The sequence below is a fragment of the Leisingera sp. SA215 genome, from assembly GCF_055902035.1.
In genome coordinates this window covers 178,186-202,911 of record NZ_JBVVXU010000006.1, presented here as the reverse complement: position 1 = coordinate 202,911, position 24,726 = coordinate 178,186, and the positions used below count along the sequence as shown (strand labels likewise).

Here is a 24,726-nt window from a genome sequence, read left to right as displayed (position 1 = left end):
CCGATTGAAAGGCTGTTGACCGATGTCGCTATTTCACCCCGTCAACCTGGTGTGCCCGCAATGCGAGGCCCCGGTGACCATGATGGCCGTGGGCAGTGTGAACGCCGACCGCCGCCCCGATCTGCGGGACGATATCCTGGAAGACCGGTTTCAGGATGTGACCTGCGAGGCCTGCGGCGAGAGCTTCCGGCTGCAGCCGCAGTTCAATTATCTGGATGCCGGGCGCGGCCAGTGGATCGCGGCGATGCCCGCCAGCCGCCTGCGGGATCATCTGGAAATTGAGGATGAGGCCGCCGCGCTGTTTGACACCAGCTATGGCGCAAGTGCCCCGGCGGCGGCGCGGGATGTGGGCAGCGGGCTGGCGGTGCGCCTGACATTCGGCTGGCCTGCGGTGCGGGAAAAGCTGCTGATCAGGCAACTGGGGCTGGAGGATGTGATTGTCGAAATGATGAAGCTGCACATTCTGCGCAGTGTTGAATCGGTGCCGATGGCCGAGGGCATAGAGCTGCGTTTGGTGAACACCGACGAAGACAGCGATGGCTATGTCTTTGCCTGGCTGGAAACCGCATCGGAGAAATACATCGAATACATGACCGTGCCGGCGGAGCTGTACAGGGCGATCGAGGGCAATCCGGAGGGCTGGAGCGCCATCCGCAAGCGGCTTGATACCGGGCATTTCGTGGATATGCAGAAGCTGTACATGGGGGAAGGGCGCGCGGCGGAATAGCCCGGCCCGGCACCGCCGTGGCGGCGGCTGGCGTGGACTGGTTGTGACGCTTTGGCGGCAGGCCTGAGCACAAGGCGGGCCGCTGGGATGCAGCCCGCCGTTCAGTGGTTTGGTGTGCGGTCAGCCGCGGGCGACGTTGATCACCTGCATCTGGGTGTATTCGGCCAGCCCCTCGACCGATTGTTCGACGCCAAGGCCGGAGCCTTTGAAACCCGCCATCGGGATATGCGGGCCGATGTTCAGCTGCTGGTTCACCCAGATGGTGCCGGATTCGATCCGGCCGGCGACCTCTGCCGCCTTGGCGGTATCGCCTGAATGCACCGAGCCGCCCAGCCCGTAGTCGGAGGCATTGGCGCGGGCGACCACATCATCAATGCTGTCAAAGCGGATCACCGGCAGGATCGGGCCAAACTGCTCCTCGTCGACGATTTTCTGGCCGTCGGTCACATCGCGCACGATTGTCGGGCGCACGAAATAGCCGGGGCCGTCCTTGGAGGTGCCGCCGGCAATGATCCGGCCGCTGGCGCGGGCGTCCTCCAGGAAACCCTTGATCTTGTCGAACTGCGCCTTGTTCTGGATCGGGCCGATGGTGGTGCCCTGTTTCATGCCGTCATCGACAACTGCCTGTTCGGCCAATGCGGCCAGTTCGGCGCAGAAGTCTTCGTAGATGTCGCTGTGCACATAGGCGCGTTTCACCGCCAGGCAGACCTGTCCGGCATTGAGGAAGGCGCCGCCATAGATCTTCTCGGCCGCGGCTTTTACATCGACGTCGGGCAGCACGATGGCGGGGTCGTTGCCGCCCATCTCCAGCGTCACCCGTTTCATCGTGGCGGCGGCGCCGGCCATGATCCGCTTGCCGGTTTCGGAGGATCCGGTAAAGCCGATCTTGGCCACATCCGGATGCGCGGTCAGTTTCGGGCCAAGGTCATTGGCATCGGTGATGATATTGACCAGCCCGGGCGGCAGGATGCGGGCGCAGATCTGGCCCAGTTTCAGCGCCGTGACCGGGGTGGTCGGCGCCGGTTTCAGCACGATGGCATTGCCGGCCATCAGCGCCGGGCCGATTTTCCAGCAGCACAGAAGCAGCGGGAAATTCCAGGCGATGATGCCGGCCACCACACCCAGCGGTTTATGGCGGGTCTCAATCCGGAATTCGGCGTCGTCCTGGATAATGCGGTCCGGCAGCTCCAGCGTGGCCGTGTGGGCCAGATAGCCCTGCGACCAGGCAACCTCGCCCTGTGCCTCGGGCAGCGGTTTGCCCTGTTCCAGGGTGATCAGCCGGGCCAGTTCGCCGGCCTCCTCGCCGATGGCGGCGGCCAGCGCCTCCACCTTGGCGCGGCGTTCGGCCATCGGGGTGTTTGCCCAATCCTGCTGGGCGGCCTTGGCGGCGGCCACGGCCTGGTTCAGCTGCGCTTCGGAGGCATGCGGCACGCGGGCAAAGACCGCCTCGGTTGCCGGGTTGATGACGCCGATCATCCGGTCTGACGAAACCTGTTCGCCGTTGATGAGCATTCGGTAGTCCATTGGTGTTCTCCCTGATTATTTGTCAGCGTTGGGGGATTGAAAAAGATCAGCAGGATCCGGCGGCGGGGCAGGGGGCCGCCGGGGGGCTGAGGGTGAGCCCTGCGCCAAGGGTCCGCTGGGCGGGGGCAGGGTGATGCGTTCGCGGCCCGTGAAGGCCGGGGGGGGCAGCACTGTCTTGCCGCTGCCGTCGCTGCGGGCGCGGGCCAGCAGGCCGGTGTAATGCGCCGCTGCCAGGCTGGCGCCGCGCACTGCTGCGTCCGGTGCGCCGGGGCAAGCGCCGTATTGCGCGCCGGGCAGGTTCAGCAGCGACCATTGGCCGGGGGCGCAGCGGGCGTCGCCCTGCACCGATTGCACCCCGATGCAAGCCGCCGGGTAGACCGGCGCGCCGCGGGCGGGGGCGGAGGCGACCAGCAGCTTGCCCGCCTGCAGCACCGCGGCGGCGGCCGCGGCCAGCAGCGGGCTGTGATGTGGCTGGCCAAAGGAGCAGTGGACGATCTGCGCCTCGGAACCGGCAGCGCGGTGCAGGGCCTTGGCCACACTGGCGAGGGAGGCGGAGAGGCGGCCGGGAAAGATGGTGAACCCAAGGAACCGGGCCGCCGGCGCATTGGCGCGGATGGCGGCGGCGATATGGGCGGCGTGCAGGGCGGCGGGGCTTTCGGCGGCGCGGGGGTGCACCTCGCAGATATCGGTGCGGGCGGCGCGGCCCGGGGTGTCCGCGGCCAGCGGGCCGTCGATCAGCGCTATCAGCGGCGCGGGGGTCATGCGCCGGCCTCGGTCAGGGTGATCTCCATATCGAACGGGGCGGCGGCGGCCGCGCCGCCGTGGGCGGTGATGATGCGGGTGGCCCGGGGGAAAGCCCGGTCGATATGGGTCAGGATCCGGGCGGCGGTGGCGGGGTCGACCTCGGACAGGGCCTCGTCCAGGATCAGGATATTGAAGGGGGTGAGCAGGGCGCGCAGCAGACAAAGGCGCTGGCGTTCGCCGCCCGACAGGGTCAGCCCGCTTTCGCCGAGCATCGTGCCGAGGCCGTCTGCGCTGCGGAAGCGTTCGGCGAGGCCGAACAGATCCAGCAGCTCCCAGACGTCTGTTTCATTGTCCGGATTGGCCCAGAAGGCGCGGCTTTGGAACAGGTTATCGCGCAGGCTGGCCCGCAGGGTGAAGGGCCGCTGGCCGGCATAGGCCACCTGCTCCGGCAAGGCGGCTCCGCCAAGCTGGCGGAGGTCCGCGCCGCCGAGGGTGATACGGCCCGACAGCGGCTGCGCCCGGCCGCAGAGCACCGCGAGCAGCGAGGTTTTTCCGGCGCCGCTGGGACCTTTGAGGGCCAGTTTGGTGCCTTGGGGAATGGTCAGGTTCAGCGGGCCGAGCGGCGCAGCCTGGCCGCGGGCGACGGTGACCCGGTCCAGTTGCAGGGCGTAGCCCGCGGGGGAGAAACAGGAAGCTTTCGCGCGCGCCGCGGGCTGCATCACCGCATCAAGCCGCGCCGCGGCAACCTTGACCCGCGCCTGCGCGTGCCAGAGGCCCAGCAGCGACTGCATCGGGCCGGTCATGAAGCCCATATAGGCGATGAAAGCGATCAAAGAGCCGAGCGGCCAGTCGCCGCGGATCACCATCAGCCCGCCGGCCAGAAAGATCGCGGAACGGGTCAGCGCCGACAGCAGCACCGGCACCGCGCGGGTGAATTCGCCCCACAGGTTCTGGGCGATCAGGCGGCTGTTCAGCCCGGCATGGTCGCGCAGGCTGCGCCGCTGCGCCCACAAGGTGCCGCGGGCGGCCTGCAGCGCGGGCAGGCCGAACAGGGTTTCCGAAAGACCGGCGGCGTAGCGCCCCTGCATGCCGCGCACTGCGGCGGCGTGGCGTTCGGTGCGCGGCCGGGCCCAGATCAGGAACAGCAGCTCGGCGGGGGCCAGCAGCGCGGTCAGCAGGCCCAGCCGCCAGTCCAGCACCATCAGCATCACCGAGCCGCCGATCAGCCGGATCAGCGCCGAGGAGCCGCCGAGCACCGCATTGAAGGCGAATTTCTGCACTTCGGCCGCGTCGCCGTCGATGCGGGCCAGCAGCTCGCCTGCGCGCTGGCTGGCAAACCAGCCGGAGGGCTTGGCGGCCAGCCGGGCCAGCAGTTTCCGGCGCAGCCGTGCCAGCATCCGGAGCGAGGCGCGCATGTGCAGGATATTGCTGAGCGCGCCGGTGGCTGTGGCCGCGAGGCCGATGGCAAACAGCGCCAGCGACCAGACCACCAGCTGCGCGGCATCGCCGGCCATCAGGCCGCGGTCGATCACCAGCTTGCTGATATAGGGCGGCAGCAGGCCGATGGCGGCGGCGGCAAAGCTGATCAGCAAGAGCAGCGCCAGCCGGTGCCGGTGCGGGTGCAGCAGCGGCAGCAGCCAGGCCGCGGTGGAAGATGTGAAAAGCGCCGCGCCTGCACGGGATTGCAGGCGCGGCCAAGTGCGGGCAGCCGCAGGGCCGCCCGGCTGGGGGGAGAGTCTGGCGGCCGGTCCGGTCATCCCTGCGGCACGACGTGCAGGGTGGAGACCGACATATCGCCGCCGGAGGGCATCCGGATCTCGCCGGTCCGCTCCAGCGTTTCGCTGTCGTAGATGCCGATGTCGTCATTGGTGCCGCCGACATAGATCTCGCGTCCGTCGCTGGAGACGTTGATGACGTAATAGGTGTGCGGCAGGTCCACGCGTTTCACCAGCTCGCGGGTTTCCAGATTGTGCTTGGAGAGCTGGGTATAGACGCCATAGAGGTATTTCGGGTCCACAGCGCTGCGAACGGCGGAGAACATCAGCACCTCGAAGGAGGCGAAATCGGCGATCCCGGTCTCGCCGGTGGTGAGGTCGACCGACTGGTAGCCCCAGACGAAATCCGCCATTTCCTGCTGGGTTTCGTCGGTGAAGACCGCTGCCGTGTACATCAGCAGCATCTCGTCGTTCTGACTGCCGGTGGGCCAGAAGGCGAGCACATCCGGCGGGCTGTAGGCGGGGCGGTCCCAGCTGGCATTGGCGATGGCCACCTCGGTGTTGCCGGTGGCGGGATCAACCCGGTAGAGGTCGTGGCCCGCGACATAGACCTGGCCGTTGCGGTCGGTGGCCATCAGCGTCGAGCGGCGCGGCGCCTCGAACACGGCTGCGGGGGCGGCCTCCAGCCCGGCGCTGGCGTCATAGACGGCAAACTCCGGCTGCATCACCTCGTAACGGTCGGTCAGTTTGCGCACCGGATTGCGCACCGTATAGATTTGGCTGCCGTCCTTGGAGACAGCGAGCGAGGCCAGCGAGCGGCGGGTCACATCGCCGTCGGACTGGGCGGCGTGGAACACTGTCTCGCAGGTCTCGATATCGACGCCGACCACATCCTGCCAGTGGTTCAGCAGCACATAGGCAATGCGGTTGTCCGGCGACATGGCAATCACCCCCGGCGTCACGTTGGCGCCAAGATCGCAGTCGGATTTGACCGAGCGGTCCCCGGCATCAAAGACATAGAGGTTGGAGGGGCGGGCCACCGTCACCAGCAGATCGCCTGCGGCCAGCGGCAGGGCGGAGGCGCAGAACGCGGCAGCAGCAAAAAACGCGGTTTTCATGATGCGGGTCTCCTCAGGTTTCGGCGTCGGTGGGGTAGGTGGCGCCAAGCGCGCGCCAGTCCTTGGCGGCATTGGGGGCGTTTTCGTCCCAGTTCTGGTGGTTGACCATGATGTCGGGCACCTGGGCGGGCCACCAGCAGGGGTCGGAGCAGCCGTAAAGGTCCGCCTCCATCGGCTGGCACAGGGCGGCAAGGCCGCCGAAGGGATCGACCTCCCAGCCGGGATCGAAGGTGGTGGCGCAGCCGGCGGTCACCGTCTGCATCGCGCGGACCTCTTCCATCTGGCCCTCGGTTGCGGCCTGCTGGACGCGTTCGGCTTTCTGATTGAGCGGTTTCATTTTCCAAACGCCCTCCTCGGCGCAACATGCTGGTGAAAATACTGCGGCGCCTTGGCGATCAGCTCGGCATAGGCGGCGACGCCGAAATCGATCCAGTCGCGCATCAGGTCGCAGTAGTGATAGGTCGGCATCATCGGGTCGCTGAAATGGGCATAGCTTTCGTGGTAGCAGCCGCCCGCGCAGAGGTTGCGGATGCGGCAGGTGGCGCAGCCCTTTTCGGTGCGGTCGGAGCGTGCCTTGATGAAGCCCGATAGCTCCTTGCGCTTGATGCCTTCGTCGACGGTGCCGAACTGGTCCATTTCCGATCCGGTGAAACGGTGGCACAGGTTCAGCGCGCCGTCGTGGTTGACCGCCAGCATGCCCACCCCGGCACCGCAGGGCAGCGCCTTGGAGCGGCCCTCGTAAAGGTCGTTCATCATCTGGTGCATGTTGGAAAAGCCGATGTTGCGGCCCCTGAGCGCCGCCTCGACATAGAGCCGGCCGAGGGATTTCATGCCCTCGAACACCTCCAGCAGTTCGGCGCCGTTGAGGTTGAAGGCATCCATCTCGCCCGACGTGACGGGTGAGAAGCCCACTTCGGCAAAGCCGATATCGTTGATCAGGTGGTCCCAGATCTCGACGATGTTGGTGATGCCTGCGGTCAGGGTGACGCGGGCGCCCACCGGCTTGGATTTATAACGCGACAGCAGCAGCCGCGCCTTGGCGGCGACCGCGTCATAGGTGCCCTTGCCGCCGACCGTCTTGCGGTTCAGGTCGTGCTGCGCCTTGGGGCCGTCGATGGAGACGGTGAGGCCGAACCGGTGCTGGTCGAGCCAGTCGATCAGCGGTTCGGTCAGCAGGGTGGCATTGGTGGTGAGGCTGAAGTTCACCGCCTTGCCAAGGGCGGCGAAATGCGGCTCCGCCCAGTCCACCACCTGGCGGATCAGCGGCTGGTTCGACAGCGGCTCGCCGCCGAAGAACACCACGTTGTAGCTGTCGCGGTCCGGGTTTTCTGCCAGCAGCATCTCGACCGACTTCCGCGCGGTGTCAAAGGCCATCTTCTGGCCCTTGGACGGGATCGCCAGATCCTCCTTGTAGCAATAGGAGCAGGCCAGGTTGCAGCCGGTGTTGACGTTCAGAACGATGGTGGTGAGCGGGAAGTTTTCGATCTCGATCGGCGGGCGCTCGGGCTGCAGCGGGCGCCCGTCGTTGACAATGTCGAGCCGCACCAGCCCGTCGAGCCGGGCGGCGGCATCCGATGCCGCAAACCGGGCTGCGAAGTCGTCCATGCTGAACGCCTGTTCCTGCGCGGCGTAGTCGAGGATGTCGCGGTCGGTGCTGTCCATCTCGAAGATCGAGGTGGTGGGAACGTGGAACAGAACCTCGCGCCCGTCGACCGCGACCCGGTGCGCATTGGCTGGCTGATAGTGAAAGTCTTTCATGGTCTCTCTCCCTGTGCTTCAGCGGATCGGCGGATCGATGAAGCGCTGCACGGTGACGATCAGCATCGCCTCGGCCTGCTGGCCCATTGCCTCGGCCTGCACTTTCAGCTCACCGGCGTTATTGGCGCTGAAGGGGCGGTCGGGGTTGGGGCCGGCGATGGCGGGCTGGAAGATGCCGTTCGGCTGCATCCCGCCTGCGTATTCGGTGTCCTTCATATGGGCCGCATGTTCATGCGCGTTGGCCACCGACCATTGCGCTTCGACCCGGCCGATGCGGATGTCGTCCCCGGTTCCGGGTTTGCCGTCCGGACCGTTCCACATGCCGATCGCGTTGAAATAGGCGGGCACCGGGGGCGGTCCTGCGTCGCTGCCGCCGCCGACGCGGGCGATGGTGAATTCCGGCTCCACCCGGAGACTGTCGACCGAGGTGTAATGGGCGATCTGCCCCTCGGCGCCGCCGGCGCTGAAGGTGACCACGCCATTGCCCTCAGCCGCCAGCGACAGCGCCGCGCCATAGCCATTTGCGGTTGCAGTGCCGCTGGAGCTGGCAAGGGTGTCCAGCCCGGTGCCGACCACCTGCGCCTGTGCGGCGCCCGCCGGAACGGCAGAAGGAACCGTGCCGAGGATGACGCTGCCCGCGCCCGCCCGCGCGCCGCTCAAGGGTGCGCCGAGGGCGTCGTTGCTGCGGTCGAACTGGCGGCCCTGCAGGGTGTTGCCGTCCTTGGACAGGGCCAGAACCTGGCGGTAGGCGGTGCCGCCAATGTCCAGATTGGCGCGCCATTCATAGCCGGTATAAAGGTTCATCCGGCCCGAGGCGGGATGTTTGGTGCCGTCTGCGGTCACAAATTCGCCGCTGACCTGATAGGGCGAGGCATCACCCGTTACCGTCAGCCGCCCGTAGGCCTCGCCGATGCCGGGCAGGTCGGTGATCACCACCCAATCGCCTGCCGCAGGCTGTTTGTCTGCCGCCTGCCAGTCTGCCCAGGCGGCGGTTTCCAGCGGGTTCCGCTCGGCCAGATAACCGGCGATTTCGGTGCGGGCGATGTTGTACCACTCGCGGTCGCGGCCAAGCGCCTGATATTCGATGGTGGGGAAATGGCCGACATGGAAATCCATATGCAGCGTCCATTCCTCGGCGGTGCGGTTCTGCAGCAGACCGCGGGCGCCGGTGTGGCAGCGCGCGCACATCGAGGCAAAGGGCTCGTCAAAGCTTTCCTGCGCGTTGGGGTCTTTTTCCAGCGCATAGCGGAAAGGGGCGGCCTCGGACGGGGCCAGTCCCTGGGTGTCTGACAGATGCTGCACGATGGCGCGGCGGTCCTCAGGGCTGATCTCCAGCCCATGCGCCTGCTGCATCCGGACGATGGTCATCATCCAGCCTTCGGGCGTCTTGCGCTGGCCGCTGATGCGGGTCAATCCGCCGTCTTCGCCGGTATGGCAGGCGGTGCAGATGTCCTGCACCAGCGCTTCGCTGGCCAGCGCGGGGGCGGCGCTGGTGACTGTCAAGAGCATTGCAGCCGTCAGACTGGCTGATTGTTTTGCCATGGAAGTTTCTCCCTGTTGCTGGTGTCCAAGGGGATCTGCGCCCCCTCGGTGAAGCCTTGCGATAGAAGCCATTGATGGATGGCGCGGGCCGTCTGCGGCGGGGCCGCCGGTAACACCGCGGAGTGAAAGCGCACCGCGTCCGGCAGCGGCCGGCCGTTCAGGCGGCGCAGCAGCGGCACGATCTCCTGCCCGGCGGCAAAGGCGGCACCGCCGGGGGCATCGCGGGTGATCAGCACCTCGCGCCGCGCCAGATGGCCGTTTTGCACGATCACCCGGCGGGCGATGTGCGGGCGGATCCCGGTGTTGTGGGCGGGGAGATCATCGGGCCAGGCGGCGCGCTGCTGCCAGAACGGTGTTTGAATGTCCGCCTCGCGGTAGAAATCGCGGCCCACCCGGGCCTGACGCCAGAAGGTTTCGGCCACCCGGTTGCGGTAGAAATCGCGGGCCAGCGCCGTCTGACCGTCCAGCAAGGCCCGTGCGATGGGCACCGCCATCAGCGCCGAGGAGACCGCCCAGAACATGCCGTGCCCGGACAGGGGATCCAGCGCCACCGCGGCATCGCCCAGCCGCGGGCAGCGCGGATCAAGCTCCGGCGCGGTCAGCCGCGGTGCAATGGCATGGATGGCGGGGCGGCGGGGCAGGGGGGTGTCCGCCAGCACTGTGTGCCACAGCGCCGCCACCGCCGCCTTGCCGCCGGCCCGTTTGTCCAGAGCGGCGGCATCGCCCGCAGCCTGAAGCCAAAGCTGATCTTTGCCCACAGGGGTGGACCAGGTCCAGCCGCCGGGCCGGGCCATTAACTGCGGTGTGTCCAGGTCCCCGGTCTGCGGCTGCACAATTCCTGCAATGGAGATGGTCTCCGGGCCGAGGAGCTTTGCCCGGCTTTGTTCCGTGCAGGGACGCGGGGCGCGGCGGCCGCGGGCCTCGAACAGCAATTGGGCGGAGAGGCTTTGACCGCTGGCCAGCCGGATGACGCCGGCGTCCGGGCGGAGGCTGGCCACGGGTTGTTGAAAAACGGCAACGCCCGCATCCTTGGCGGCCTCCAGCAGCCCGGCGTCGAATTGGCTGCGGCCGGCCGGGTGCTCGCTGTTGCGGCCGCCCTGGAAAGCCCCCCAGCTGACATGGCGCTGCGCCGCAGGCCCGATGCCCGCCAGCGGCAGCCCGTGGCGCTGCAGGATTGCGGCGACGCGGGCGGACAGGCCCTCATACCGGGCCCCGCGCGGCGGCAGGGTGGCCAGCGCCACGCGGAAGCCGGCCCGCGCCAGCAGCACTGCGGCCACCGACCCGGCCGGGCCGCCGCCTGCGATTGCTATGTGAAAGGTGCCGGTTTGAGGTGCCATCTGCACAGGCTGCACTGTGGCGGCGGTGCTTGTGGCGGACACATCCGGACAACAAGACGACATTTCCGGACAGAATTGGCAGCTGCGGCCCGGACCGCAGTGTTTTTTCTGGAATGGCGGGATTTTGCGGTATTCTGACGCAATCCTGAGGAATTGCGCGATGCCAAACGACTATCAGCCCCGGATTTCGGCCACCACATTGAACGATCCGTTGCGGGCTGTTGAGTTCATGAACGGCGATACCGCCGGGATTTTCCGCACCGCCGGGATCGGCCCCGAAGATCTGGAGGGCGAGATCGGCCTGAAAAAATTCGTGGACTTCTGCGAGCATGCCTCGGACCAGCTGGGGCTACCCGATTTCGGCTGGCGGGTGGGGTCGGTGTTCGACCTGCAAAATCTTGGCAGGCTTGGAGAATTCATCCAGCAGGCCCCGACGCTGGGGGCGGCGCTGTCGCTGTTCCGCAATGCCTTTCCGATGGTGCAGAGCGACTCGGAAATGCGGCTGTCGATGGAGGCGGGCAAGGCGCTGCTGACCTACCGGATCCTGGATCTCCGCATCTGGCCGCGGCAGCAGGATGCGGAGCTGACGCTGTCGGTGTTCCATAGCCTGGTGAGATCTGCGGCCGGGCCGGACTGGCGGCCCGATCTGGTGTCTCTGGAGCACGAATCAAGCGCCCTGCAACACCGCAGCGCCGCCGGGCCGCGCTGCCCGGTGCAGTTTGCCGCCGCGTCCAATACGCTGGTGTTTCCGGAGGCCCTGCTGGATCTGCCGCTGGCGGACAGCGATAGCCCGGCGTTCAAGGCGGCGTCGCAGTCGATTGTCCGCAGCGCCCGGCAAAACGAGCGCGAGGCGCCGGTTGCCGTGCGGGTGCGCCGCGAGCTGCTGATGCGCATTGGCCGCGAAAGTTTCGAGCAGACCGTCATTGCCACCGCCCTGGGCATGTCGCGCCGGACCCTGCGGCGCAAGCTGGAGGAGGAAGGGCAGAAGTTCTCGCAGCTGCTGGCGGGCTGCCGGATGGAGATTGCCAAGCGCATGCTGCGGGCGCCAGGGGCGCAGCTGCATGATATATCGGAGCGGCTGGGCTATTCCGAAGTCTCGGCCTTTGAGCGCGCCTTCCGCCAGCGGCAGGGGGCGACGCCGAGCCAGTACCGCAAGCAAGCCTCCGATTGCGGAGCCGGCCGCAGCTAAATGTGCTGACGCGGGCCGCGGTCCCGGGCATTGGGGGCAGGCCCGCGCGTCGCGGGTGCCGGTTTCGATGAATTTCTACGGAGAGCGGGGGATCTTCAGGAAATTTATCCAATACGGTAAAAAACCGGAACCGGGCGCATATCCTGTCCTGCGGAGGGATTATGCCGGGGCTGTTGCGGACTGCCAGGCCATGGTCTTGAACTCTTCGCGAAAGGCAAAGCGGGCAAGGTGGTTGTCGATGATCTGCCGTGCATGATCCAGCTCATCAGCGGTCGGGGCGGTGACTTCGGCGGTCAGCTCCTGTGCGGTTGCGCGCAGGGTTGCGGGGCCCATTCCCAGCGCCACGGTGCCGTGGCCGGTTTTATCGGTGGTGTCGAATTTCACCTCGACCTTATGGGCGAAATGCTTGCAGAGCTGCTGCAGGTATTTTGCTGCATCCGGGGTGTCAAAGCGGCCTGTGTCGGTGAGCATCGCCAAATTCCTTACTGTTTTACTAAGCTACAGGCAATGTAGTGAATCGCCACGGCACTGCAACCCGTAAACACGGGCGCAGGCGGAGGGTTTTTGCGGTTGCGGTATTTGCGGCGGGGGCAAATCCGTTGCTGACAAAGCCTTGCGCGCATTCTAGAAAAGCCGGGCTGCGGTGCAGGCATCTTTCGCAATGGTTTCAGATTCGGTCCCGCCCGCGGGCCGTCTGCAGGGCGGAAACGGCAACCCACATCTCAAGCGATTCCAACAACCTACTTGAGAGGGTCCCCATGTTCCGGGCTTTTGAAAACCTTGTCGATCCCTTTGCCGCGGACCGGATGGACCCGCCGCGAGCCAGTTTGCGGGCCTATCTGATGCAGCAGATGGCGCCCTATAGAAAATGGCTGCCGCTGATGTTTGCCACTGGGGTGCTGACGGCGCTGATGGAAAGCGGGCTGATCTTTTACTCAGGGCGGGTGGTTGATCTGATGGCCGGGACCGGCGCCGCGGCGTTCTGGGCCGCGCATGGCACGGAGATGCTGCTGGCGCTGTTTTGCGTGCTGATCCTGCGGCCGGCATTGACCGGGCTGAACCATCTGCTGCTGGAGCAGACGCTGTCGTCGAACCTGCAGGAGCAAGTGCGCTGGCAGGCGCACCGGCATCTGCTGGGCCAATCGGTCGGCTTTTTTCAAAACGATTTTGCCGGGCGGCTGAGCAACCGGGTGATGCAGATGGGGCCGGCGGTGCAGGACAGCGTGCATATGCTGTTCGAGGCGATCCTGTTTGCGGTCACCTATATGATCGGCGCGGTGCTGGTGCTGTCGCAGATCGACTGGCGGCTGGCGGTGCCTTTGGTGCTGTGGGTGGGTTTGTACATCCTTTATGTGCGCCACGTGGCGCTGAACGTCGCGGCCACCGCCGAGAAATGGTCGGACGCGCGGTCGAACGCGACAGGGCGGATCGTGGATGCCTATGGCAATATTGAGACGGTCAAGCTGTTTGCCCGCAACCAGCAGGAGCAGGTCTATGCCTTGTCGGCGCTGCGCCGCCTGCGGGCGCGGTATCAGCGGTTCTTGCGGATGATGACGACGCTGGCCTTTGGCAGCATCGCGATCAACGGCGTGCTGATCCTGATCGTGGTGGCCCCCGCGATCTGGCTTTGGATGCGCGGCCAGGTCAGCGTCGGCGAGGTGGCGGCGGCCTCGGCCCTGACGATCCGGCTGAATGGGATGAGCGGCTGGATCCTGTGGGTGACGATCCGGCTGTTTGAAAACATGGGGGTGATCCGCGAGGGTTTGCGGTCGCTGTCGGCGCCGCATGGGATCACCGATGCGCCGGGGGCGCCGGCGCTGCAGGTCGGCAGGGCTGAGGTGCGGATCGAAGGGCTGACGCATCACTACGGCAACACGCGCGGCGGTGTGAGCGGAATCGATCTGCATATTCCGGCGGGCCAAAGGGTTGGCATTGCCGGGCCGTCGGGGGCGGGCAAGTCGACCCTGATCAACCTGCTTTTGCGGTTCCGCGACCCCGAGGGCGGGCGCATCCTGATCGACGGGCAGGACATCCGCGGGGTGACGCAGGAGAGCCTGCGGAGCCAGATCGGGGTGGTGACGCAGAACACCGCGCTGATCCACCGGTCGGTGCGGGCCAATATCCTTTATGGCAACCCCGGCGCCAGCGAGGCGGAAATGATTGCCGCTGCCAAACGCGCCGAGGCGCATGAGTTCATTACGGCGCTGCGAGACCAGGCGGGGCGCACCGGCTACGACGCCCATGTGGGCGAGCGCGGCGTGGCGCTGTCGGGCGGCCAGCGGCAGCGGATCGCCATTGCGCGGGTGGTGCTGAAGAACGCGCCGGTCCTGATCCTGGACGAGGCGACCTCGGCCCTGGACAGTGCGGTCGAGGAAGAGATCCGGAAAACCCTGATGGATGTGATGCAGGGCAAGACGGTGATTGCAATTGCCCACCGGCTGTCGACGATTGCCCGGATGGACCGCATTGTGGTGCTGCAGGACGGCCGGGTTGCCGAGGACGGCAGCCATCAGGCGCTGCTGGCCGGGCAGGGGATCTATGCCGGATTGTGGCACCGCCAGGCGGGACCGTCCGGGCGGGTCTTGGAACCGGCCGGCTGAGGCCTGCTGGATATTTCGGCATAGAGAAAAGTAAAACCGGTGTGCAGGGATGCACACCGGTTCTTTTCCGCAGTGGCGGGCCTGGTTGCTAGACAGCTTTTGCCGCGGGGATGTTGTTGCGGGTCCGGGCGCGGATTTCTGCGATATCGCTTTTCAGGGTTTGAAAAACCGCATCTCCGAACCATTCCAGCGAGGCCTCGCAGCCGGGCTCCTGTGCCAAGGCGGATAGGAATCGGCTGTAATCATAAGCACCGTCGAACAGCGGCACCATGCCGTCGCGGCTGCCTGCTGCGCTGTAGACGTTGCCGGGGGCAAAGACCCCGAGCCGGTCGCGGGCGGCGACGTTTTTCAGGTGGTAATGCGCAATGCGGGGCAACAGGATGCGGCGGGCCTCGACCGGGTCGCCGCCGCCTTCCCAGACGTGCAGGGCGTCAAAATTGATCATCAGCGCATCGTGATCGGCGGCATCGATCAGATCGCAGGTGCTGGCCAGCGTGTCGGCCAATGTGCCGGGGTGGGTTTCAACCAGCAGCCGCAGCCCGTGATCGGCGGCGATGGTGCAGGCCTCGCGCAGGGCGCCGATGGTCTGGCGGCGCTCGTCAGGGGTGGCGGCGGCGCTGCCGTGCTGGCCGGCAAAGGTGCGTAATTTCCCAGCCCCCCATGTCCGGGCCTGGGCGCAAAGCGCGACGGTGCGGCGGCGCAGCAGATCGGGGTCCTGCAGCGGCAGGTAATCGCTGATCATCGGCACCGACAGCCCCTGCGCTGCCATCCACTGGGCGTTATGCAGGGCCAGCGGCGGCTGGCTGCGGGCATGCACGCCCCACAGCTCGATCCCCTGGAAGCCGTTGTCACGGGCCCAGAACGCAATGTCCTTGAGGCCGATGAGCTGGTGGCGGAACGAGATGGTGCAAAGGGATATCTTCATGCCGGAAGCTCCTGCGGCTGGGGGCTGGCCGGAAGACTGGGCGGGGCTGGCAGGTTGGCTGCGCACCAGGCGTGGAACTGGGTCTGGAGCGCGGATTTTATGGTGAATTCCAGCTCGTCCAGCGCCTCCAGCGCGGCGAACAGATCGGGGATCATTGCGCGGTCGCCGGTATGGGCGATGCGGGCGGCCAGGAAGTGCAGGCTGCGGAAGCCCTCGCACAGCGCCTCGATCCGGTCGCATTCGGCGTCGAAGGCTGCAAACGCTGTGTCCAGCTCCTGCCAGAAGAAGGCAAAGGCGTGCTCATAGGCGTATTTGCGCAAGGACAGCACCGGCAATTCACGCACCGCGTTCTGCAGGTCTGCCAAGGCCAGCGGGCGTGCGGGCAGGCAGTGGTATTCAAAGATCCGGCGCAGGGCGCTGGTCAGCACATTGTCGTCCGGCCGGAAGGTTTCATTGAAATAGGCGGCCAGATCCTGCGGGTGCGGCGCCCGCGCATGGCCGCTGTTGATGATATAGCCGCCTGCGACGGTGGGCTGCGCCATGGCATTGAGGATGGTTTCGCGCGGCAGGCCGCCGCGCCAGCGGTAGTCCGGATCATAGAGGTGCCAAATGTCCGGATCGTCTGTCGGCTCAATGATCACGAAATGCGGGAAGGGGTTCTGATTGTACTTATTCTCGCGCTCGGGCAGGTGGTACATGTCGAGGAAGACCACCAGCTGCTCGTCATCTGATTTTGCGGACAGCAGCCGTTCGAAACGGGTCAGGTTTTCCGCCTTGGTCCGGCTGTGATCGTACCATTCGCGCACCGGGATATTGTAGAGCCGTTCGACCCAGCCGGCGTAGTGGTCCTGGGTGATCTCCTTGCTGTGGTAGGCAAGCTGCATCGAAGGGGTGACGGCAAAGCTGCTGTCCCAGGTGCCGAAGTAGAACGGCCGGAAGTTCAGATCCCGGTGCCGGCGGATGGCGGCGCAGAGGCAGCTGACAAAGCAATGCACGGTGATTTCACTAGCGGCGGGAGCGTTGCCGTCCTCCGTCGCCGGTGCCGGAGTTCCGCCCATCAGCATCCGGATCAGGGCGTCCACGGTGGCAAAATCGTCCTTGGACAATGCGCGTTCGGGCATTTCGATGCCGTGATCGGTTTCCAGATGCAGCATCAGGTTGATCAGAATGACCGAGTCGATGTGCAGATCGTCGTTCAGCACGGCAGCGGGGCCGAACCGCGCCATATGCGCATTTGCCAGCGGCCCTTGCAGGGTCAGGCGGATGGCCTCGAGAAGACTGTCGTAAGTCATGCGTTTTCCAGATCCTTGGGGGCGGCGTATTGCGCCGCGAGCCCGCGGCGGCTGATCTTGCCGTTGGCCTGGCGGGGCAGGGCGGGCAGGTGTTTGATGAGACGCGGCTGCTGGTAGTCGGCCAGCGTATCACGGCAGGCCTGGCGCACATCGTCCTCGGCTGCGCTGCCGGCATAGAGCAGCCCGGCGCGGGCGCCGGAGTGCGGGTCGGGCAGGCGGAAGGCGATGGCATCGGAGACGCCGGGCAGCGCCATGACGGTTTTCTCGACGTCCTGCGGATAGACGTTGAGGCCTGCGACATTGATCATGTCGTCGGCGCGGGCGGTGAACACCAGCATTCCGTCCGCGCGCAGATGGCCAAGATCGCCGGTGTCGGTTTCGCGCCCGGCGGCGGTGATACGCACCGCATCCGGGCTGCCGTTCCGGCCTGCGGTCAGGGTCACGTGCGGCAGCGGGTGGCCGACGTCATAGGGGTCTTGCAGATCCTGGTTGATGGCAACGCAGCCGGCCTCGGAGCAGCCGTACTGCTGGAAGAAATGGGTGGTGCGGGCGCGGATCAGCTGGAACCAGGCCTCGGGCAGAACGGTGCCGGAAGTGTTGGCCGCGTAGAGCCGCTGGTCCGCGGGCAGCAGCCGGGCCAGGGTGTGCAGCATCGCGGGCGAGGTATAGAGCAGCGGCTGATCCGTCTCGCGCAGGCGGCGCAGGATGTATTTCGGGTTCAGGCTGTCGAGGATCACCGGCAGATGGCCGCGGTGCATTGCCACCAGGACGCCTGCAATCAGCCCGTAGGAATGGGTGACCGGGCAGGCGATCACCGGCGTCATCGCCGCGCTGGCGGTAAAGAAGGCGGCGTAGCTTTCGATCTCTGCCGCGATTTCCTCCCAGGTGCGGGTAATGACCTTGGCGGCCCCGGTTGTGCCCGAGCTCATCTGCACCAGAACGCCGCCGCGCGCGGTGCCGCCGGGTTGCGGTATGGCGGTTTGCTTCAGCCCGTCGCTCAGCAGCAGATCGCAGCCGGCGGCCCGGGCCATTTCGCGGGCGGTTTCCGCCGGGATGCCGGCATGGATCGGGAACACGCCCGCGTTTTGCGCCCGCAGGTACAGCAGCGCCGAGAGCGCGGCGCCGGTGTTCTGCATGTGCAGCCCGTAGCGGTGCACAGCGGGACCGGTCAGGACGCTGTCCAGCCGGGCGGCCGGATCAGCCGGGTCGATAAGGGTGTCGTTCAGCACAAACATGTCAGCAGTCCTTTGCAGGGGCCAGGGCATTGGCGATCAGATGGCGGTACAGCGGCCGGCCGGGATCGATTTTCCGGGTGATGAGGCTTTCGGCGTGGATCTGCGGCGCAAAGGGCGCCAGCGCAGCCTGGCGGGTCTCCAGCCCGTGCTCGGCGGCATACCGGTCAAGGCGTGCCCGGACCCGGCGCCAGAATGCGGTTTCGGCCAGGCCGTAACGGCGCTGCAGCAGGTCCGAGAGGTCGGCGAGGTTGAACACGAACAGCGTGTCCATCACCAGCCAGCGCAGCTCCTCTGCGCTGGACATCCGGTGGAATTGGTCCAGCGGCGCATCCGCATAGGCCGGGTCGATTTGGGCTAGATCTGGGCAGAGATCCGGGCGCGAAAGCAGCTTTGGCAGGTATTCAAGGCTTTCGTGGAAATCGCGGGCAATCAGGCCGGCGGGCCAGCCGTTTTCGTGATGCAGGATCAGGTTCTGGCCATGCGCCTCCAGCCCGATGCCATGGGCGATTAGCAGATGCCAGACCGGCAGAACGGTAACCTCGATGAGCTGATCGACCCAGGCCTCCAGCCCGTGTTTTTCAATCCACGGGGCGATCAGCGGGCTGCCGTCAGGCTCGGTCAGGGCAAGGCCGTTGAAGGGCATCATGCTGTCCGCGGGCAGGCCGAGGGACTCCGGGCTTTGGCGCCAGATCGCGGCCAGATGCCCGTCCAGAACGGTGCCGCGGCCGGCGGTGATGGCGGCGTATTCCGGCAGGATCGTCAGCGGGTAGCGGCTGATAAACAGGGGATCGCTGTCCAGCACATCGGCCAGCCATTTGGAGATGGCCGGGGCCACAGCGACCGACTCCGGCGCGAGGGTGCGCAGCGCGGAGGTGTTGCGCATGGCCATCGCGGTTTTGACATGGGCGCGCTGCGGGGTGTCTGCATTCATCAGGGTGCGCACCGACTGGGTGGCGCGGCAGGGTTCGCCGGTCGGGCCGATCTGCACCGCCCGGCCAGTGCGGCGCCAGTCCTGAAACAGCGGTTCGTCCTGCAGCCTGGCGGCTTGCCAGGGGTGCAGCGGCAGCAGGCGGAAATCCTGCAGCGGCGCGTTCTGCAGGTCTGCCAGCGCGGTGATGCGGTCCCATTCGCGGCGGCCCAGCTCCTGCGGCCAGAAGTCTTTATCCGGCAGGGACTGCTGCACCAGACTGTGGTGGAACAGAACCCCGGCCAGCCGGAAGGTCCGGCCTGCTTCGGGCCCATAGGCCAGGTGATCGGCGTCCGAGAACCCGCTGCGGGCTTTGAAACACGGGTGGTATGGGTGGCCCTCGTGCAGGGCGGTTTCCAGAGCGGAAACCGTCAGCCTGCGGCGCCCGGTCATCGGCGGGATCTGCTGTGCATTGAGATCGCTGAGTTGTTCGGTGCGGGCCAGATCGGCGCGCAGGATTTCCATCGCGGGCGAGGGGTCCGCCGCGGCTGCCAGCACGTCACCGGTACCAGCGGGGCGCCATCCGGTGCTGTCATAAACCTCGATACTGGCGTCCTGCAGGCGGTAGCGGTCAAAAGCGCCGCGGCGGCCAAGGGCGCGGAACTGAGTGCCCCTGAGCGACCAGCGCAGCATCCCTCCGCGCCCGCTGTGCAGCGATGCGGCCCAGCCTTCGCTGAGCAGGGCTTCGCACAGCTGGCGCAGGACGCGCGGTGCAGTGCCGGCAAAGCGGTGTTCATACAAGGACATCGGCATGCTCCTGTGCGGGCTGCGGCAGGCAGGCGGCGATGGGGTTCTTGATCTGCAGGAACAGGCCTTCCTGGGTGTCGGTCTCCAGCTCGTCCATATTGTGGACGCGGGTCAGCAGGTTGGCCTTGGCGGCCAGGGCCGGGGCGGTCAGCAGATAGCGGGCAAACCCGGCGGCGGCGCCGGTGAAGCGGCCGGCGGCTGCGGTCAGGCGGCGGCGCAGTTGCAGCAGCAGGGCGGCTTCCTCTGCCACCCCGTCGCAGCCCAGGCGGCGGATCACCGCAAACAGCTGATTGACGATCAGGTAATAGGCCAGCCGTTCATTGATGTGGTCCTCAGAGAAGACCAGCACCGGCTGGCCCGCCAGCGAGGGTTCCAGCGCACTGAGCCGCGGATAGGCGTCCCGGGTGATGAAATAGCCCTGGTTGTCGCGGTAATAGGCACGCGACGGCAGGCCGGTGCCGAGATCCAGCAGGCTGTTCTGCTGATGCGCCTCCAATGCGATGCCATGCCGGTCGTAGAGCGCCAGAACCGGGTCCAGCATGCAGTCGAGATAGGCATCAAACCAGATCCGGGCGGTCTTGGCCCGGGGTTCGCCGCGTGCGGCTGCCAGCCGGGTGATGATACCGGTCAGCAGGGCGGTGCGGCCGGGCAGGGGGTCTGCGGTCAGCGCGGCAAGATTATAGACGCCTTTGCCCTGCGCGCCGGTAAAGGGGTTCTGTCGGAAGATCACCTCGAACCCGCTTTCGCGGCGGCCGGGCAGGTCCACGGTCAGATAGGCCGGATCGTCAATGATTTGAAAGCGCGGGCTGGTCTCGGCGAACCCGAGCCTGTGCAGCAGCCGGGCCATTGAGACGCCCACCTCCAGCTCGTTGCGCAGGGTCACGCGCAAGGAGTTTGTCAGCCGCACGGGAATGGAGAATTTCAGCATCCAGGGGCAATCCGGCGCATAGACCGTACGGACCGAGGAGGTGGCGGCAAAATCGCCGCCTGCCGCGCCCAGATCGCGCAATCTGCCGGCGGTCAGAAGCGCCTGCACTGCCGGATCCAGCCGCAGTGCCTGGGCCTGCAGCGGGTGCGCGGGGATCAGGATTTCATGGGCTTGCAACTGGAACGCCCCGGCGATGCCGGGGATCTGATCAACCAAGTCCGCAGCGGCGCCCCGTTTTCCGTCCTGGGCGGCGCCCTGTGAGACGATGGTTTTATCCGCCGCAAAGAAGGTGAGCGGGAACCGGCCTGCGTATTCGGGGGCATATGCCGCCTGCTGCCAGCCGGTCAGCCCGTCGCGGCTTTTGGGGGTGGGGTGCAGCCAGTGGCCATAGGACAGGGCCTGCTCGGCGGCCAGAAAACCATCCGGCTCGGGCAGGCCGGCATTGCGGCGCAGGATGGTTTCGATCTGGGCATTGCTGTTGAAGATGCCGCGCAGGAACTCCGGCAGTTTGCCCGGATCGCGGCTGTTCAGGCGCGAGAAGCATTCCTGCGCGATCAGGGTGATCACCTGCACCGGCGCTGCCGCCTGCCAGGCGGGGGAGGCGGCGAAGCGGATCTGCGCCGCTCCGAATTGATGCGGCCCGGTCCGGGAGTGGTACACGACCGCCACACGCAGCCGGGCGGGGATGTGGCTGAGCGGGATGTCCACCGGGCGGCCGGGGCTGACATTGTCCGGCATGATTTCCCGCAGGAAACCATTCAGCAGCGCCTGCAAGGACGCGGCCTGGGATGCGGCCTGGGATGCGGCCTGGCCGCAGGCGCCGGGCGGAAGGGGCTGCTGAAAACTCATCGCGGGCAGCCCCGCAGGGACGTGATGGAAGGAAAGGCAGGTCGCATGGTCCAGGATTTTCCCGTAGCCGTGCCGCGGCGGGCTGACGCCTGGCGGGGGCCGGGCATTCAGGTCAACCGGGTCTGTTTCGACATGAACTAGCGGGAAGGCTGGCTGCTGAGCGGCGCCGGTGAAAGGCAGGGCGCCTGTTGTGAGGTTGGTTTCACACCGCTTTTTTAATCGGATTCCGACAGGCTGGGAAGCGGGTTCTGCTAAAAATACGAAGGATTTACGGTGCCCGGCAGAAGACCGCGCATGACGGGAATCCGAGGCAGGGGCGCCACGGCAGGCGCCCCTGCAGTTGCTTAGAACTTAAGTGTGGCAACAACCGAGATATTGCGGCCCGGCTCCTTGATCGTGTTGATCGTCGAGGCGGAGTATTCGGTGCCATAGGTGGCCCGGTCGGCGTATTGGGTGTCGAACACGTTGTCGATGGCCGCCCGGATGGTGACGTTGCCAAGCGACGGCGGGCTGTATTCGGCAAAGAGGTTCAGAACCTGATAGCTTTCCTGCTTTTGGGTGTAGGTTTCATAGACACCGTTGTCGTTCGATAGCGCCGCCTCGACGCTGCCGCCGACCAGCAGGTTCATGCTTGGGATTTCCTGTTGCACCTCGAAGGCCAGCACCTTGCCGATCGGGGTGCCCGAGTCGACCAGGAAGAAGCTTTCGGCCGGCGCGCCGTTGAATTCGACGTCGCTGTTGTTCATGGTGAAACGGGCAAAGCCGCTGTCCCAGCCATAGGTTGCGGCCAGGTTGAAGCCTTTGCTTTCGAAATCGCTGCCGGCGACAGCACCGGCCCCGGAGACGCCGCGGACGTTGTCGATACCGGTTTTGAACAGCTCGCCGCCCAGGGTCCAGTTGCCGCGCTGCCAGTCGGCGCCGACGATGATGTTTTCGGCGCGTGAAGATTGCAGGGCGGAATAGTCCCAGGCCTGATAAAACAGAAAGTTGTCTTCGAGGTCGATGCCGCCGAAGACGTTCGAATACCCGGCCCGCAGGGACAAGGCATCGGTCACGTCATAGACCAGCGACAGGTTGCCGCTTGCCCCGGAGGGGGAGGCGGTAAAAGACGTGCCGGTCTGGGCAAAGTCCTGGCCTGTGAAGTCCTGCCAGTCATAGCGGAGGCCGGCAGAAACGCTGAGGCGGCTGGCGGGTTCAAGCCGGGCCTGGGCGAAGACGCCCAGGTTCTTGCTTTCCTCCCCGGTCAGCCCGTTGACCCAGGTGGCGTTCACCGCGCTTTCGCGGATCTGATAGTCGACGCCGGCCGTGATCGTGTTGCTGTCGGACAGGTGGAAATCGTTCTGCAGCGTCAGCGCGTAGGTGTTCGAGCTGGTGGATGTGGAATCCCCGAACGGATCGGAGGGGCGGTCAACATTGATTTCAGAGAAACCAAAGGTTGCCGAAGGGTCCCAAAGGCCGGTTTCATTGCCGCTTTCATAGCGCAGCGAAGCGATGCGGCGGCGGGTGAAATAGGGAGCGAAACCGCGGGGGCTGGAGCCGAAGTTCGGCTGGAAATTGCGGATTTCATTGTCCTGCGCCTCTTGCAGCGACAGTTCGATCCGGTCGCCCTGTTCGCCCTCATAGGCGAATTTCAACAGGCCTGCGGTGAGGTTCGCGGCAGATCCCGTGACCTCGTTGCCGTCGCCGTCTTTGTAGTTATCGCCGGTTGCGCGCTTGGCGTAGCCGAGGATTTCAAAGCCGCCGCTGCGGCCTGCCAGGGTCAGCGACCCCTGGGCGGTACCGCCGTTGCTGGAATAGGACAGGCGGGAGCGGCCGCCGGAGGTTTCGCCGTCTTCCAGGATGTCTTCGGCGTCGATGGTTTCCATTACCACCCGGCCCGCCAGCGCGCGCGGGCCGGCATCGGCGGGGGCAACGCCGGGATCGACGCGGACCGATTTCATCAGGCCGGGGTCAAAGGCATTGGCGCTGACGTGGTGGAAGGTGCGGTTGTTCTGCGACACGCCATCCACCTGCACCGCGAGGTTCAGCATGTCGACTCCGTTGACGAAGATTTTCTGCGCGATTGGAATGCCGCCGCCGACAGAGACCGAGGCGATGCCGGCAAACAGGTCCTTGAGGTCGCCCATCGCGGCGCGTTCGATCTCGGCGTCGGCGACATAGATCGATGTGGCGCGGTCGGCGGCGTTGCCTGCGGGGTCGCGCTGTTTGACGGTGATCGGGTCCAGCGACAGCACGCCGTCGTCTTCTGCAAAGGCTGCCGGGGCGGAGATGAGAGTCAGAGCGGTGCTGCACAGCAGCCCTGACAGGCGGATGTTGGAAGTTCGTGCCATGATAAAACCCGTGTTCTAAGAGCTGATAGCTTGGGTTGAATCCTGGCTGGCCTTGCAAAGGCTGGGGTCTGATAAGAAGCAATCGCCGCAGCTGCAAGCCCCTGCCGGGGAGATTTGCCGTTAATATGCTGATGTTGCATTTTTGCGCGGCCTGCGGGTGGCGGCAGGGGATCCAGCGGCATGGCTGGACTTTTGCCGCGCGGGCCGGTAAGCCCCTCTCGATTTTGAGCAAGCCAGCCCCGCCAGCCAATTTCCATCTCAGCAGGATAGAAAATGGCCCATCGGAAGATCGTGCAGCTGGCTGCATCAATTGCTGTTGCCCTGTGCGGCGCAGCGCAGGCGCAAGGCATTGCCATCGACACCGCGCGCGGCGCGGTAGAGCTGCCTGGGCCGCCGCAGAAAATCGTCGTTCTGGATGCCGCTGCTGCGGACACGCTGGACGCCCTGCAGGCGCCCATAGCCGGGGTGCCGTCGCAGCTTTATGCCCGCCACCTGCAGGATCTGCAGGACAAGGCCGCGCCGGTGGGCACCCTGTTTGAGCCGGATTACGAGGCCATTGCCATGCTGGCCCCGGATCTGATCATTGCGGGCGGGCGGTCCTCGGCCCAGGTTGCGGCGCTGGCCGGGATCGCGCCAGCCATCGACATGACGATCTGGGGCGAAGACCACATTGGGCAATCGCTGGCACGGCTGCGCAGCTATGGCCGCCTGACCGGGCAGGAGGAACGGGCGGCGGATCTGGAAGCGGCGTTCACCGCCAAGCTGGAGCGGGCCAGAGCCGCCGTTGCGGGCCGCGGCAAGGCGATGATCCTGATGACCAACGGCCCCAAAGTGTCGGTCTACGGCGCCGGGTCGCGGTTCGGCTGGCTGCACACCGCGCTGGACCTGCCGGAGGCGGTTGCAAGCGTCGAGGCGCAGACCCACGGCGAGGCGGTCTCGTTTGAGTTCATTGCCGCGGCGGACCCCGACTGGCTGATCATCATCGACCGGGCCGCGGCGATCGGCCAGGGCAATCAGGCGGCGGCGGTCACCCTTGATAACGCGCTGGTGGCGGGCACCACGGCCTGGCGCCGGCAGCAGGTGGTCTATCTGGATGCTGCCAACGTCTATGTGGCCGGCGGCGGCATTCAGGCGATGACCGCGACGCTGGAGGAGATTCTGGCAGGGTTTGCGGCCGGTGGCTGATCCGGCCGCCCTGG

19 protein-coding genes are annotated in these 24,726 nt (G+C 66.2%); 4 read left to right on the top strand and 15 right to left on the bottom strand.

Annotated elements, in window-relative coordinates; genetic code table 11:
- The first annotated feature begins 22 nt into the window (after positions 1-22).
- The gene (locus tag AC0KW6_RS09195; RefSeq protein WP_323776630.1) at positions 23-727 is read left to right on the top strand and encodes a CpXC domain-containing protein; all 705 of its coding nucleotides are present in this window, start codon (positions 23-25) and stop codon (positions 725-727) included.
- Positions 728-847: 120 nt separating this feature from the next.
- On the opposite strand, the gene AC0KW6_RS09190 is transcribed toward AC0KW6_RS09195, so the two are convergent.
- From AC0KW6_RS09190 to qhpG, 8 genes are read right to left on the bottom strand one after another with little or no spacing between them, the layout of a single operon-like run.
- A complete protein-coding gene (locus tag AC0KW6_RS09190) occupies positions 848-2,251 on the bottom strand; it encodes an aldehyde dehydrogenase family protein (RefSeq protein WP_323776628.1) in 1,404 nt (467 codons plus the stop codon).
- 15 nt (positions 2,252-2,266) lie between these two features.
- The gene (locus AC0KW6_RS09185) at positions 2,267-3,013 is read right to left on the bottom strand and encodes a hypothetical protein (RefSeq protein ID WP_474034748.1); all 747 of its coding nucleotides are present in this window, start codon (positions 3,011-3,013) and stop codon (positions 2,267-2,269) included.
- The gene (locus AC0KW6_RS09180; protein ID WP_474034747.1) at positions 3,010-4,752 is read right to left on the bottom strand and encodes an ABC transporter ATP-binding protein; all 1,743 of its coding nucleotides are present in this window, start codon (positions 4,750-4,752) and stop codon (positions 3,010-3,012) included. Before AC0KW6_RS09180 ends, AC0KW6_RS09185 begins: the two co-directional genes overlap by 4 nt.
- Complete coding sequence (peaD, locus tag AC0KW6_RS09175; RefSeq protein WP_323776623.1) at positions 4,749-5,828, bottom strand: quinohemoprotein amine dehydrogenase subunit beta; 1,080 nt, start codon at positions 5,826-5,828, stop codon at positions 4,749-4,751. The genes AC0KW6_RS09180 and peaD overlap by 4 nt, the downstream gene beginning before the upstream one ends.
- Before the next feature lie 13 nt (positions 5,829-5,841).
- Positions 5,842-6,165 (bottom strand): quinohemoprotein amine dehydrogenase subunit gamma, encoded by a 324-nt coding sequence (gene qhpC, locus AC0KW6_RS09170; RefSeq protein WP_024091506.1) that lies wholly within the window; start codon positions 6,163-6,165, stop codon positions 5,842-5,844.
- Positions 6,162-7,586, bottom strand: a complete 1,425-nt coding sequence (peaB, locus tag AC0KW6_RS09165) for a quinohemoprotein amine dehydrogenase maturation protein (RefSeq protein WP_323776621.1) — start codon at positions 7,584-7,586, stop codon at positions 6,162-6,164. Before peaB ends, qhpC begins: the two co-directional genes overlap by 4 nt.
- 18 nt (positions 7,587-7,604) lie before the next feature.
- Positions 7,605-9,128, bottom strand: a complete 1,524-nt coding sequence (gene peaA, locus AC0KW6_RS09160; RefSeq protein ID WP_474034746.1) for a quinohemoprotein amine dehydrogenase subunit alpha — start codon at positions 9,126-9,128, stop codon at positions 7,605-7,607.
- Positions 9,104-10,465 carry a flavin-dependent monooxygenase QhpG gene (qhpG, locus tag AC0KW6_RS09155; RefSeq protein ID WP_474034745.1) on the bottom strand — a complete coding sequence of 454 codons (1,362 nt, stop codon included), beginning with the start codon at positions 10,463-10,465 and terminating at the stop codon, positions 9,104-9,106. Before qhpG ends, peaA begins: the two co-directional genes overlap by 25 nt.
- 160 nt (positions 10,466-10,625) lie before the next feature.
- On the opposite strand from qhpG, the gene qhpR reads away from it, so the two are divergent.
- The gene (gene qhpR / locus AC0KW6_RS09150) at positions 10,626-11,654 is read left to right on the top strand and encodes an AraC-like transcriptional regulator QhpR (RefSeq protein ID WP_323783911.1); all 1,029 of its coding nucleotides are present in this window, start codon (positions 10,626-10,628) and stop codon (positions 11,652-11,654) included.
- Between the two features lie 159 nt (positions 11,655-11,813).
- Here qhpR and AC0KW6_RS09145 read toward each other — a convergent pair whose 3' ends face one another.
- Positions 11,814-12,125 (bottom strand): DUF2218 domain-containing protein, encoded by a 312-nt coding sequence (locus tag AC0KW6_RS09145; protein ID WP_474034744.1) that lies wholly within the window; start codon positions 12,123-12,125, stop codon positions 11,814-11,816.
- A 287-nt stretch (positions 12,126-12,412) separates the two neighbouring features.
- Here AC0KW6_RS09145 and AC0KW6_RS09140 point away from each other — a divergent pair, with 287 nt between their 5' ends.
- On the top strand, positions 12,413-14,254 hold the full coding sequence (locus AC0KW6_RS09140; RefSeq protein ID WP_474034743.1) for an ABC transporter ATP-binding protein: 1,842 nt from the start codon (positions 12,413-12,415) through the stop codon (positions 14,252-14,254).
- An 88-nt stretch (positions 14,255-14,342) separates the two neighbouring features.
- Here AC0KW6_RS09140 and AC0KW6_RS09135 read toward each other — a convergent pair whose 3' ends face one another.
- The 6 genes from AC0KW6_RS09135 to AC0KW6_RS09110 all read right to left on the bottom strand — a co-directional run bounded on the left by AC0KW6_RS09135 (position 14,343) and on the right by AC0KW6_RS09110 (position 23,527).
- Positions 14,343-15,179 carry a sugar phosphate isomerase/epimerase family protein gene (locus tag AC0KW6_RS09135; RefSeq protein WP_474034742.1) on the bottom strand — a complete coding sequence of 279 codons (837 nt, stop codon included), beginning with the start codon at positions 15,177-15,179 and terminating at the stop codon, positions 14,343-14,345.
- Positions 15,176-16,471, bottom strand: a complete 1,296-nt coding sequence (locus AC0KW6_RS09130; RefSeq protein WP_474034741.1) for a DUF6005 family protein — start codon at positions 16,469-16,471, stop codon at positions 15,176-15,178. The genes AC0KW6_RS09135 and AC0KW6_RS09130 overlap by 4 nt, the downstream gene beginning before the upstream one ends.
- Entirely contained in the window at positions 16,468-17,706 is a 1,239-nt protein-coding gene (locus AC0KW6_RS09125; RefSeq protein ID WP_474034740.1) for an AMP-binding protein, read from the bottom strand. Before AC0KW6_RS09125 ends, AC0KW6_RS09130 begins: the two co-directional genes overlap by 4 nt.
- Position 17,707: 1 nt before the next feature.
- Complete coding sequence (locus AC0KW6_RS09120; RefSeq protein WP_474034739.1) at positions 17,708-19,420, bottom strand: IucA/IucC family protein; 1,713 nt, start codon at positions 19,418-19,420, stop codon at positions 17,708-17,710.
- The gene (locus AC0KW6_RS09115; protein WP_474034738.1) at positions 19,407-21,197 is read right to left on the bottom strand and encodes an IucA/IucC family protein; all 1,791 of its coding nucleotides are present in this window, start codon (positions 21,195-21,197) and stop codon (positions 19,407-19,409) included. Before AC0KW6_RS09115 ends, AC0KW6_RS09120 begins: the two co-directional genes overlap by 14 nt.
- Before the next feature lie 344 nt (positions 21,198-21,541).
- Positions 21,542-23,527 carry a TonB-dependent receptor plug domain-containing protein gene (locus AC0KW6_RS09110; protein WP_474034737.1) on the bottom strand — a complete coding sequence of 662 codons (1,986 nt, stop codon included), beginning with the start codon at positions 23,525-23,527 and terminating at the stop codon, positions 21,542-21,544.
- A 273-nt stretch (positions 23,528-23,800) separates the two neighbouring features.
- On the opposite strand from AC0KW6_RS09110, the gene AC0KW6_RS09105 reads away from it, so the two are divergent.
- Positions 23,801-24,712 (top strand): siderophore ABC transporter substrate-binding protein, encoded by a 912-nt coding sequence (locus AC0KW6_RS09105; protein WP_474034736.1) that lies wholly within the window; start codon positions 23,801-23,803, stop codon positions 24,710-24,712.
- Positions 24,713-24,726: the final 14 nt, after the last annotated feature.